The organism is Herbiconiux sp. (genome assembly GCF_023264895.1).
Classification (GTDB): Bacteria; Actinomycetota; Actinomycetes; order Actinomycetales; family Microbacteriaceae; genus Herbiconiux.
This window is the reverse complement of sequence record NZ_JAHFUY010000115.1, coordinates 1-12075: the sequence shown is the minus strand read 5'-3', so window position 1 is coordinate 12075 and position 12075 is coordinate 1. Positions and strand designations below refer to the sequence as shown.

Here is a 12075-nt window from a genome sequence, read left to right as displayed (position 1 = left end):
GTTCGTGAAGAGGTTGTCGTTGACCACCGTGGTGTACTCGTCCGGGCCGGTCACGCCGTGGATGTGGAACGACGACGTCTCCGGATCCGTCGAACCGCCGCGCCCCCGCCAGAAGCCGAGGTCCGCCCACATCCGCGCCGTCTCGACGAGGATGTCGATCGCCCCGCGGGCGAGGAAGTCGACGTCGCCCGTGGCCGCCACGTACTGCGAGAGCGCATGGGAGATGTCGGCGTCGATGTGGTACTGGGCCGTGCCCGCCGCGTAGTACGCCGACGACTCCAGGCCGTTGATGGTGCGCCACGGGAACAGCGCGCCGCGCTGGTTCAGCTCCACCGCACGCTCACGGGCGGCGGGCAGCATGCCCTGCCGGAACCGCAGCGCGTTCCTCGCCACCTGCGGCGACGTGTAGGTGAGGAAGGGCAGCACGTAGATCTCGGTGTCCCAGAAGTAGTGCCCGCCGTAGCCGGAGCCCGAGACGCCCTTCGCGGCGATGCCCCCGCCGTCGGTGCGCGCGGTCGACTGCGCGAGCTGGAAGAGATCCCAGCGCACCGCCTGCTGCACATCCGGGTGCCCCTCGATCTGCACATCCGAACGGCGCCAAAAGTCGTCGAGCCACTCGGTCTGCCGCGCGAAGACCTCCTCGATCGGCTCCTCCCGGATGCGGTCGAGCGTGCGGTTGCAGCGGTCGGCCAGCTCGGTCGTGGGCACCGTCGACGACGTGTGGTAGGCGATCGTCTTGACCAGGCGCGTGCGCTGCCCGGCCTTGGCGCGGATCCGGTAGACCTGCTTGGCGATGTCGTCGTCGATCTGCGACGTCTCGTCCCACTCGTTGCTGGTCTCGAGGTGGTGCTCGGCACCGACAGCGAGGGTCATGCCCGAGTTGGCGGTGCGGTAGCCCAGGATGTAGCGGCCCTCGCGCACGGTCTTCACCCGCGGGAGCAGCACGCGGTCGGCGAAGCCCGAGGCCTTCCGCGGGTCGGGGATGGAGCCGTTCGAGCCCGTGCCGGGGGCCGGCGTGTACTCGTCGACGCGGTCCTGGCGGTTGAGGATCTGGCTCGAGATGAGCAGCGACGCATCCGAGTCGAGCATCGTGACCTCGTAGTCGATCACGGCGAGGTGGCGGTCGGTGAACGAGACCAGCCGGCACGAGCGGATGAGCACGCGCTTGCCCGAGGGGGTGCGCCACTCCACGACCCGCTCGAGCACGCCGGTGCGGAAGTCGAGGCGGCGGGAGTACTCGATCACATCGGCGTCGGCCACCACGAAGGGCTCGTCGTCGACGTAGAGGCGGATGACGCGGGCGTCGGGCGCGTTGACGATCGTCTGGCCCACCCGCGCGAAGCCGTAGGCCTCCTCCGCGTGGCGGATCTGCCAGGTGTCGTGGAAGCCGTTGATGAAGGTGCCCTCGGCGTAGGCCTTGTGACCCTCCTCGAAGTTGCCGCGCATCCCCAGATAGCCGTTGCCGACGGAGAACAGGGTCTCGGTGCGACCCTGGGTGGCGGTGTGGAACTCGGCCTCGGTGAGCGCCCATTCGTCGACGGGGAACTGCGAACGGTCGAGCGGATCGGAGGTGATGGGGTTCATCGCGGGCTTTCTCGGGAGGGCAGCGAGAGGGTCGGTGACCGCGGCGCGGTCGATCGATGGTAACGGAGCCGGAGGCTACCGGAGTGCGGGGAGCAGCTCGGCGAGATCGTCGACCACGATGTCGGCGCCGGAATCGAGCAGCAGCTGCGGCCCGACCCCCCGGTCGACGCCCACCACGAGCCCGAAACCGCCGTCGCGCCCGGCCTGCACGCCCGAGTGCGCGTCCTCGAGCACGACGCACTCCTCCGCCGTGAAGCCGAGCAGCTCGGCGGCACGCAGGTAGGTGTCGGGCGCCGGCTTGCCCGCGATGCCCTCGCGCGCGGCCACGACGCCGTCGACGACGACCGCGAAGCGATCCCGGATGCCGGCGGCCCTGAGCACCGGATCCGCGTTCCGCGAGCTCGAGACCACGGCGACCCCGTAGCCCGCATCGAGCGCCGCGGTCAGGAAGTCGAGGGAGCCCGGGTAGGGCGCCATCCCGTTCTCGGCGAGCTCGGCGGCGAAGGCGTCGTTCTTGCGGTTGCCGAGCGCCCACACGGTGCCGTCGCCGGCGGCGTCATCCGGAGTGCCCTCGGGCAGCGACAGCCCGCGCGAGGCCAGGAGCGAGCGCACCCCGTCGACGCGCGGCTTGCCGTCGATGTGGAGGTAGTAGTCGTCGTCGCTGTACGGCGCCGCGCCGTGCGCCTCGAGGAGCGGGGTGAACAGGCGTGACCAGGCCCGCATGTGCACGTCGACCGTGGGGGTGAGCACGCCGTCGAGGTCGAACAGCAGGGCGCGGGCGGTCGCGAGGCGGCGGGCATCGCGGGTGATCATGTCGGTCATGCTTCCACGTTAAGGGGTGGGCGTGAACGGCGTGTTATCGGCGCGTTTCGCGTGGTGACCGCGTGGTGGTGACGCGGCCCGGTCATCCGCTCGCTCATCGGCCGGTTCAGCCGATGCCGATGGCACCGATGACGACGCCCACGACGAGCATCGCGAGGGCCACGACGACCGCGCGCCAGAGCACTTTCTTGTGGTGGTCGCCGAGGTTGACCCCCGCGAGCGAGACCAGCAGCAGGATGGCGGGCACGAGCGGGCTCTGCATGTGCACGACCTGGCCGGTGATGGAGGCGCGCGCCATGTCGACGGGGTCGATGCCGAAGGCGGAGGCGCTCTCGGCGAGCACCGGGAGGATGCCGAAGTAGAAGGCGTCGTTGGAGAGGAAGAAGGTCATCGGGATGCTGAGGAGTCCGGTGATGACCGCCGAGAACGCGCCGAGCTCGGCCGGGATCGAGCCCGCCACCCAGGCCGCCATGGCGTCGACCATGCCCGTGCCCTCGAGCACGCCGATCAGCACGCCGGCTGCGAGCACCATCGAGACGACGCCGACGATCGACGGCGCGTGCGCCACGATCCGCTCGGCCTGCTGCGAGACGCGGGGGAAGTTCACGATGATGGCGATGGCGCTTCCGGCCATGAAGACGTAGGCGAGCGGCAGCACGTCGGCCACGAGCAGCACCATCACGGCGACCGTGAGCACGAGGTTGAACCAGAACAGCTTCGGGCGGAGCGTGGGGCGCTGGGGGTCGAGCATGGTGTCGGCCATCGCGGTGTCGGCGGGGTTCACGATCGCCTTGAGCGACGTGGTCGAGATGCGGCGCACCTGCGTGCCGGCGGCGGCGCGGCTGCCGGCGCCGCGGGGGTCCTTGCCGGAGGTGCCAGAGGTGCCGGAGGTGCCGGATCCGGTGCCGCGCGTGCTGCGGGAACCGCGGGTGCCGCCGGTCGCCGCATCCGCCTCGTCCGGGAGGTCGATGGTGCCGAGGCGCTTGCGCTCCATCAGGCCGAGGTGCCAGGCGAAGACGAAGATGATGGCGAGGCCCACGAGCATCGAGGGGATCATCGGCACGAACACGTCGCTCGGCGAGAGGTCGAGCGCGGCGGCGGCGCGGGCCGTGGGGCCGCCCCAGGGGAGGATGTTCATGGTGCCGTTGGCGAGGCCCGCGATGCAGGTGAGCACCACCGGGCTGAGCCCGAGACGCAGGTAGATCGGCAGCAGGGCGCTCGTGACCACGATGAACGTGGTGGATCCGTCGCCGTCGAGCGAGATCACCGCGGCGAGGAGCGCCGTGCCCACGACGACCTTCACGGGGTCGTGGCCGACGATCCTCAGGATGATGCGCACGAGCGGATCGAACAGCCCCACGTCGATCATCAGGCCGAAGTAGATGATGGCGAACATCAGCAGGGCGGCCGTGGGGGCCAGGCCGCCGATGGCCTCCATCGCCATGTCGCCGATGCCGAGACCGGCTCCCGCGAACAGGCCGAAGATGGTGGGGACGATGATGAGCGCGAGGACCGGGGTCATCCGCTTGGTCATGATCAGCACCATGAAGGTGGCGACCATTCCGAATCCGAGTAGGACGAGCACGAGAGACTCCTTCGTCTGTTCCGTCTGCGCCGGCTGTGCGCGGCTGGTCCCGTCACACTAAAGAGGCGCCGGGCGGGGGCGCGCGGTAGTGCGCATTGGGCGCGAATCGAGCATTGAGCGCGTTCTGCTCGTTCTGCTCAGCAGGCTCCGGATGTGCGGGGCTAGCATGCGGGGATGGCGACGAGGCGGAGTGCGACGGGGCACGGTGCGGGGGAGCGCGGCGCTCGGGTGCACGGTGCTCGCTTCACCACGCAGGTGAACCGGTCGATCGTGCTCGCGATGATCGCGGTCTCGCTCATCACGACCGCGCTCTTCGCGGTGACGGCGTTCAACCGGCTCGTGCAGCAGACCCAGGAGTCGGCGCTGCGGGTGGCGCAGAGCGTGGCGTCGACACCGGATGTGAGGGCGGCGGCCGAGGAGGAGTCGAGGCGGGCGGTCGCGTCGACGGATGCGCAGCTCGTGGCGGGCGACCTCGACGACTACGCGCGCTCGGTCGAGGCGCGCACGGGGGCGCTCTTCGTGGTGATCACCGATGACACGGGGCGGCGCCTGGCGCATCCGAACCCCGCGGAGATCGGCGATCCGGTGTCGACGAGCCCGGATGCCGCTCTCCGCGGCGAGGAGGTCGTGAGCTGGGAGCGCGGGACGCTCGGCGACTCCGCGCGGGCGAAGGTGCCGATCTTCGGGGTGGTCTCGCCGGAGACGATCGTGGGGGAGGTCTCGGTGGGGCTGCCGCCGGCCGAGGTGTGGTCGACCGTGCTGTCGGATGCGGTTCCCGTGGCGCTCACGACCGCCCTCGCGCTCGGGGTGGGGGCGCTGCTGGCCACCTTCATCGCACGCCGGCTGCGGAGGAAGACGCTGGGCCTCGAGCCCGAGGAGCTGCTCGCGCTCGTGCACGACCAGCAGGCGGTGCTGCAGGGCGTCGACGACGGGGTCCTCGGGCTCTCGACCTCGGACGTCGTGACCGTCTGCAACGACCGCGCCGCCCTCCTGCTCGGCCTCCGCTCGCCGGTCGGCCTCCCGCTCGCCGAGGCGGTGCCGCACCCGGAGGTGCTGGCGCGCATCCGCGCGGCCCGGATGCCCGACGAGCCCCGCGTGCGGGACGCATCCCCGGTGCCCGGCGCGTCCCGGGTGCCTGACGCATCCCGCGCGGCTGACGCATCCCGCGCGTCCTCCACCTCCGCCCCCACCCCCGCCGCCTCCGCCGCCACCCCCTCCGCCCCCGCCGCCGAGTCGCGCCCAAGTGCTCTCAGAACGGGCGAGAACGGCGGAATGGGGACACTTCGGCGCGACTCAGCGGGGGCGGGGGCGGGGGCGGGCGGGCCGCTCGTCGTGGGGGCGCGGATGCTGTTCGTCGACGTGCACGAGGTGCGGCGCGAGGGGCGCCTGCTCGGGCGGGTGGTGATCGTGCGGGACGTGACCGACGTCGAGGACCTCACGCGGCGGCTGACCGCCGTCGGCACCCTCGCGAGCGCGCTCCGGGAGCAGCGGCACGAGTTCGCCAACCGCATCCACGTGGTGACGGGGCTCGTGCGCGCCGGCGACACCGAGGAGGCGCTCGAGTACCTCGCCGAGGTGGGGGACCACGGGCCGGTGCGCTTCCCGCTCGAGGGGGCCGGGCGCATTCGGGAGCCGTACCTGCAGGCGTTCCTCGGGGCGAAGGCGATCGAGGCGGAGCGCCGCGGCGTGCTGCTGCGGGTGGGGCCGGATGCCGACGTGGTCGGGTCGCTGAGGCATCCGGAGGACGTGACGACCGTGCTCGGCAACCTCGTCGACAATGGCATCGCGGCGGCGGCCGCTTCGCTTCGCACTCCGCGCTGGGTGGAGGTGGAGGCGCTCCGGCACGGCGACGAGCTGCACCTCTCGGTGATGGACTCGGGCGACGGGGCCGTGCGCGATCCGCTCGCCGACGCGGATGCGTCCGGGACTGCCACATCGGACGACGGGGACGCGCCGGACGGAACGGCGGATGCGCCGAGCGCGGTCGGCGAGAGGGCTGCGCGGGATGCGCCGGTGGCCTCGGGCGCGCCGAGGACGCCGGAAGCGGCGGATGCGCCGAGCGCGGTTGACGAAAGTGCTGCGCTGGATGCGCCGGTGGTCCCGGGCGCGTCGGACGCGGCGGATGCCGGTGGCGGGTTGGGCCGAGCGAGTGCGCGCGGTGCCGCCGACGTCGGCGGGGCCGCCGGCGAGGCGGCGCACGGGCACGGGATCGGGCTCCGGCTGTCGGCGGAGGTGGCGCGGCGGAACGGTGGGGAGCTGTGGCTCGCGATGGCGGGAGGGGGCGACGTGCGCACGACGTCGGGCCTGCCGCACGGCGCGGTGTTCTGCGCGCGGCTCGAGGAGCAGTTCGAGAGGGAGGACGGGTCGTGAGCGCTGCGAGGTTCCGGGTGGTGGTGGTCGACGACGACTTCCGGGTGGCGCGGCTGCACACCCGCATCGTCGAGGGTGTCGACGGATTCGTCGTGGCGGGCGCCGCGGGCACGGTGGCCGAGGCGCGGGAGCTCGTGGAGTCGGTGCAGCCCGATCTCGTGCTCGCCGACATCTACCTCCCCGACGGATCGGGGCTCGACCTCGTGCGCGCGATCGACGTCGATGCGATCGTGCTCTCGGCCGCCGTGACCGCCTCTGCCGTGCGGCGGGCGTTCCAGCGCGGGGCGTTCGCCTACCTCGTGAAGCCGTTCGCCGACGAGGAGCTCGCCGAGCAGCTCCGCGCCTACACCCGCTACCGCAACCTGCTCGACGCGCAGCCGGAGCTCGATCAGTCCACCGTCGACCGCGCGCGCCGGGTGCTGCACGGCGCGGGTGGTGCGGGGGGCGGCGCTCCGGGGGCCCGCCGTTCGCCCACGGAAACGGCTGTGCTCGAGGCGCTCGCCGCATCCGGGACCGCCCTGTCGGCGCCGGCCATCGCCGAGCGGATCGGCATCTCGCGTGCGACGGCCCAGCGCTACCTCTCGTCGCTCGCGCACGAGGGCCAGCTCGCGATCGAACTCCAGTACGGCGCCACGGGCCGCCCCGAGCACCGCTACCGCACGGCGGGCCCGAGGTAGCCGCGCGCCCCCGCCCCGCCCGCTCGCTCGCCTGGCCCGCTCGCGCCCTGCGCCTGCCCCCCCACTCATTTCCGCGACTTGACAGTAAGTGCGCCCAAAACCTTCGACTTGGCACATCTTGTGTCAAGTCGGGAAGCCATGCCCCCGACCCGCCGCTCACGTATCCGCGACTTGACAGAAGATGGGCCGAAAAATGCCCACTTGGCACATCTTGTGTCAAGTCGGCGGAGGGGGCGACTACTCGTCGCCAGGAGGCTCGCGCGACTTGACAGTAGGTGCGCCGAAAAGCGCCGACTTGGCACATCTTGTGTCAAGTGGGGGGGAGGGGAGGGGCGGGGCCGCCCGAAGTAGGGTGGGAGGGAGCCGAGGAGGGCGTTCATGCACGGTGAGTACAAGGTTCCGGGCGGCAAGCTCGTGGTGGTCGACCTCGAGGAGGACGAGGGGCGGATCAGCGGGTTCCGGCTGGCCGGCGACTTCTTCCTCGAGCCCGACGACGCGCTGCCGCTCATCGACGCGGCCGTCGAGGGGCTGCCGGTCGACAGCGACGCCGCCACCATCACCGCCGCCGTCAAGGGCGCCCTGCCCGAAGGCGCCGTGCTGCTCGGCTTCTCCGCCGAAGCCGTGGCCGTCGCCGTGCGTCGCGCCGTCGCGAAGGCCACGACGTTCGACGCCTACGAGTGGCAGCTCATCCACACCGGCGCCGAGAGCCCGCAGATGCAGCTCGCCCTCGACGAGGTGCTCGCCATTGAGGTGGGCGAGGGCCGCCGCAAGCCCACCCTGCGCATCTGGGAGTGGAACGAGCCCGCCGTCGTGATCGGCAGCTTCCAGTCGGTGAAGAACGAGGTCGACCCGGCCAACGCCGAGAAGTACGGCTTCGAGATCGTGCGCCGCATCTCGGGCGGCGGGGCGATGTTCATGGACGCCAACTCCGTCGTCACCTACTCCATCTACGCCCCCGCGGCGCTCGTGCAGGGCATGTCGTTCGCCGACTCCTACGCGTTCCTCGACGAGTGGGTCATCACGGCGCTGAAGTCCCTCGGCATCGAGGCGTTCTACCAGCCGCTCAACGACATCTCGTCGGCGAAGGGCAAGATCGGCGGTGCCGCGCAGAAGCGGCTCGGCAACGGCGCGGTGCTCCACCACGCCACGCTCAGCTACGACATGGACGGCGAGAAGATGGTGCAGGTGCTCCGCATCGGCCGCGAGAAGATGAGCGACAAGGGCACGAAGTCGGCGGCCAAGCGCGTCGATCCGCTCCGCAGCCAGACGGGCCTGCCCCGCGCCGAGATCATCGACCGCCTCATCTCGACCTTCACGGGCCTCTACGGCGCGGCCCCCTCCGAGATCACGCCCGAGGAGCGCGCGGCCGCCGAGGAGCTGGTGCGCACGAAGTTCGCGACCCCCGAGTGGATCGGCCGCGTGCCGTGAGCGCCGCCGGCACGGCCCGCGAGACCGCCCTCGCCGAGAACCCCTTCACGGTCGCATCCCTCGAGGCCGCGGAGCCCTTCGATGTCTCCTCGTTCACCAACGCGGACGCCTTCGAGCTCGGCGTGATCGCGTCGATGCTCATCCGCGAGCGCGGGCTCGACCTCGCCGTGGAGATCGTGCTGGGCGACGACACCGTCTTCCGCTCCAAGTTCGGCGCCACCGACACGGGCAACGACCCCTGGCTCGCGGGCAAGGCGGCGGTCGTGCGCCACTTCTCGCAGCCCTCCCTCCTCGTGCGCCGCCGCTTCGAGGAGGCCGGCACCCCCTTCGAGACCCTCACGGATCCCGCCCTCGACCACGCCACCATGAAGGCCCACGGCGGCTCCATCCCCCTCTTCGTGCAGGGCGCCCTCGCCGGAACCATCACCACCTCAGGCGAACCCGACACGGTCGACCACGAGACCTCCGCCGACGCCCTGGCCGCCTACGCGAGAGCCCACACCCGCTCCTGACGCTGCCGGGTAGCGCCAACTGCTCGAAAACCGTGGGTTTCGGACGGTTGGCGCTACCCCGCACTGGTGGAGCGGAAGTGGGGTCAGGTCAGGCGCCCAGTTCGCGCTTCAGCTCCGCCCATACAGTCGGATCCACCGCATAAGGCGCATTGAACGACAACCGCTGGATGACCCCCGCGTACCGAGCCCGCAGCCCCTCCGCCACCTCCGCCGGCGACCCGATCGTAGCGATGGCCTCGAGCATCTCATCGGGCACGAGATCGGCCATCGCCTCCCACTCCCCGCGCAGAGACCCCGCGTGCAGCGGCTCGTACAGCTCCCCCCACCCGTTCGTCTCGAGCACCCCCCGGTACGACGGCGTCGATCCGTAGAACGCGATCTGCTTGCGCACGGCACGCACGGCGGAGTCGACCTCGGCCTGGCCGTCGCCGATCGCGATGAAGGCGGGCAGGCTGAGCTCCACGGGGTCGGTGCGACCGCTCGTCGCGCGCCCCTTCGCGAGGGCGGGCAGGGTGACCTCGTCGAGGTAGCGGCGCGTGGTGAGCGGATGCACGAGGAGCCCTTCGGCCACTTCGCCCACGACCTCGGTCATGAGCTCGCCCACGCCCGCGACCACGATCGGCGGGGCTCCGTGCGGGTTCGCGCCCGGGCTGAACATCGGGGGGAGGAGGGTGTGCGAGTAGAACTCGCCCTCGAACTTCAGGCGCTCGCCCGTGGCGAAGGCGTGCTGGATGGCGCGGACCGCCTGCACGTACTCGCGCATGCGGCGAGCCGGATGCGACCAGGGCATGTCGAAGCGGCGCTCGATGTGCGCCTTCACCTGCGAGCCGAGCCCGAGCACGAACCGGCCGCCGGAGATGAGCTGGATGTCGTTGGCGAGCATCGCGGTGTTCATCGGATTGCGGGCGAAGGCCACGGCGATCGCGCTCGTGAGGCGCACGCGCGAGGTGGCGCGGGCCGAGAGGGCGAGGCTCACGAACGGATCGTGCTTGAGCTCGATGGCGAGCACGCCGTCGTAGCCGTCGGCCTCGGCGCGGACCGCCTCGGCCTCGGCCTCGAGGGGGTTCGCCGCGACGTCCCCCCCCGCGTCCAGGAGGAACGGGGCAGGGCTGGCGGTGGTGGGGGTGAGCGCTTCGTCGGGCATGGCTCCATCCCACCACACCGCGGCCGAGCCTGCGGATCGGGTGTGGCGAGGATGCAGACGAGGCACGCCGGGTGCGCACGAACACGGCGCGAACTCCTGCCCAACCGGCGGTGAAGTCGGCCGGGCGGGCCGGAGCGCTCGGCTAGTCTCGCGGGGTCCCACCCGGTCCTGCCCGAAAGCCGTGATGCCCTCCACCGCCACCCGACCCTCGCGCGGAGTGGCGGCGACTCCCGGCCGCATTCAGGCGACCCGGATGGGGCAGCCATCCGCCGCCGTCCGCTGGCGTCGGGGCGCCCTGATCGGCCTCGGGCTGCTCGGCCTCGTGGTCGCCGTGCGCGCCGCCACCGGTGGCTCCGGCGCCTGGGACCTCCCGGCCCGGCTGCAGGACTTCCTCACCCTCTCGATCAGCGTGATCGTCGAGTCGCTGCCGTTCGTCGTGCTCGGCATCGTGCTCTCGATCGTGGTGCAGCACTGGCTCCCGCCGCAGCTCATCACGCGGGTGCTGCCGCGGAACGGCGTGCTGCGGCGGGTCTGCATCTCCTTCATCGGGATGCTGCTGCCCGTCTGCGAGTGCGGCAACGTGCCGCTCGCCCGCGGTCTCGTGCTGCGCGGCTTCACCCCGGCCGAGTCGATCGTGTTCCTGCTCGCGGCGCCCATCCTGAATCCGATCACGATCGTCACCACCTACCAGGCGTTCGGCTGGGAGAACGGGATCCTCGTGGGCCGCATCGTCGGCGGCTTCCTCGTGGCGAACCTGATGGGGTGGCTGTTCAGCCGGCATCCGGCACCGGAGCGCATTCTCACCGACCGGTTCGCCGCCGCCTGCCGGGTTCCCGAGCAGACCGGTGGCGGGCGGGCCGGACGCTTCGGCGGCAGCGTCGACATGTTCGTGCGCGAGACCTCGACCATGCTGCCGGCGCTCGTGCTGGGCGCGGGCATCGCGGGGCTCGTGCAGGTGGCGGTGCCGCGCGAGGTGCTCGTGGAGCTGGGGTCGAACCCGCTGCTGTCGATCCTCGTGATGATGGCCCTCGCCTTCGTGATCTCGATCTGCTCCAACGTCGACGCGTTCTTCGCCCTCTCGCTCGGGTCGACGTTCATGCCGGGGGCGATCGTGGCGTTCCTCGTCTTCGGTCCGATGATCGACCTCAAGATGATCGCGCTCATGCGCACCACGTACCGGCGCACCGCCATCCTGCAGATCTCGCTCGTGGCGGCGATGGCGACCGTCGTGGTCGCGCTGGTGGTGAACCAGCTTGCGTGAGCGGATCGGGCTCTGGCAGGGGCTCGTGCTCGCCGGGGTGCTCGTGGGGGCGACGCTGTGGCTCGGGGCGACCGGGCGGCTCGCGCTCTACATCCACCCGCGCTACGTGGAGTTCACGATGATCATGGCGGCCGTGGCGGCGGCCTTCGTGGTGGCGGGCGTCGCATTCGCGTGGGGCCGAGGGCGCGGTGGCGGCGCCCACATGCACGACCACGCACACCCTCACGATCACGGGCACGCCCATGACCACGCTCACGCCCACGACTCCGACGACGTCGACGGCGATGCACATGGCGACGCACACGGCGGTGCGGATGCGCGCCGGCGCCGACGCGGGCGCCTCGCCGCAGCGGGTGCCGTGGCGGGGTCGGTGGCCGTGGCGGTCGCGACCGTGCTCGCCCTCGTGATCGTGCCCCCGGCCACGCTCTCGAGCGCCACCGCCGCCGACCGCGACATGAACGCGGGGGCTCCCGTGCTCGCCGACGACGAGCTGATCTCGGTGGGCGGCGACTTCTCCTCCTTCACCGTGAAGGACTGGGCCTCGGTGCTCGGCCAGATCTCGTCGCCCGAGTTCTTCGAGGGCGCGACGGTCGACGCGGTCGGGTTCGTCACCCCCGATGCCGCCGACCCCGAGAACGTCTTCTACGTGGCGCGCTTCGTCGTGACCTGCTGCGCCGTCGACGCGCAGCCCG

The 12075-nt window shown here is 71.7% G+C and carries 9 protein-coding genes and 1 pseudogene; 6 read left to right on the top strand and 4 right to left on the bottom strand.

All coding sequences use genetic code 11. From position 1 onward, the window contains the following. From Q0D57_RS17475 to Q0D57_RS17465, 3 genes and pseudogenes are all read right to left on the bottom strand, one after another. A pseudogene (locus Q0D57_RS17475) lies at nt 1–1584 on the bottom strand (glycoside hydrolase family 65 protein); the annotation flags it as partial. Between the two features lie 75 nt (nt 1585–1659). Further along, nucleotides 1660–2406, bottom strand: a complete 747-nt coding sequence (locus Q0D57_RS17470) for an HAD-IA family hydrolase (protein WP_291046446.1) — start codon at nt 2404–2406, stop codon at nt 1660–1662. Between the two features lie 106 nt (nt 2407–2512). Continuing rightward, on the bottom strand, nt 2513–3991 hold the full coding sequence (locus Q0D57_RS17465; RefSeq protein WP_291046445.1) for a citrate:proton symporter: 1479 nt from the start codon (nt 3989–3991) through the stop codon (nt 2513–2515). 174 nt (nt 3992–4165) lie between these two features. On the opposite strand from Q0D57_RS17465, the gene Q0D57_RS17460 reads away from it, so the two are divergent. The 4 genes from Q0D57_RS17460 to Q0D57_RS17445 all read left to right on the top strand — a co-directional run bounded on the left by Q0D57_RS17460 (nt 4166) and on the right by Q0D57_RS17445 (nt 8978). Further along, on the top strand, nt 4166–6361 hold the full coding sequence (locus Q0D57_RS17460; RefSeq protein ID WP_291046443.1) for a Spo0B domain-containing protein: 2196 nt from the start codon (nt 4166–4168) through the stop codon (nt 6359–6361). Then, nucleotides 6358–7038, top strand: coding sequence for a response regulator (locus Q0D57_RS17455; RefSeq protein WP_291046441.1), 681 nt, complete (start codon nt 6358–6360; stop codon nt 7036–7038). The genes Q0D57_RS17460 and Q0D57_RS17455 overlap by 4 nt, the downstream gene beginning before the upstream one ends. A 378-nt stretch (nt 7039–7416) precedes the next feature. After that, nucleotides 7417–8466 (top strand): biotin/lipoate A/B protein ligase family protein, encoded by a 1050-nt coding sequence (locus Q0D57_RS17450; protein ID WP_291046440.1) that lies wholly within the window; start codon nt 7417–7419, stop codon nt 8464–8466. Beyond that, the gene (locus Q0D57_RS17445) at nt 8463–8978 is read left to right on the top strand and encodes a heme-binding protein (protein WP_291046438.1); all 516 of its coding nucleotides are present in this window, start codon (nt 8463–8465) and stop codon (nt 8976–8978) included. The genes Q0D57_RS17450 and Q0D57_RS17445 overlap by 4 nt, the downstream gene beginning before the upstream one ends. Nucleotides 8979–9066: 88 nt before the next feature. On the opposite strand, the gene Q0D57_RS17440 is transcribed toward Q0D57_RS17445, so the two are convergent. Continuing rightward, nucleotides 9067–10122 carry a TIGR03617 family F420-dependent LLM class oxidoreductase gene (locus tag Q0D57_RS17440; RefSeq protein WP_291046436.1) on the bottom strand — a complete coding sequence of 352 codons (1056 nt, stop codon included), beginning with the start codon at nt 10120–10122 and terminating at the stop codon, nt 9067–9069. A gap of 253 nt (nt 10123–10375) precedes the next feature. On the opposite strand from Q0D57_RS17440, the gene Q0D57_RS17435 reads away from it, so the two are divergent. Both Q0D57_RS17435 and Q0D57_RS17430 read left to right on the top strand, forming a co-directional pair. Then, the gene (locus tag Q0D57_RS17435) at nt 10376–11383 is read left to right on the top strand and encodes a permease (RefSeq protein ID WP_291046434.1); all 1008 of its coding nucleotides are present in this window, start codon (nt 10376–10378) and stop codon (nt 11381–11383) included. After that, the coding region (locus Q0D57_RS17430; protein ID WP_291046433.1) for a DUF1980 domain-containing protein at nt 11376–12075 on the top strand (700 nt) is incomplete at its 3' end. The genes Q0D57_RS17435 and Q0D57_RS17430, both read left to right, overlap by 8 nt.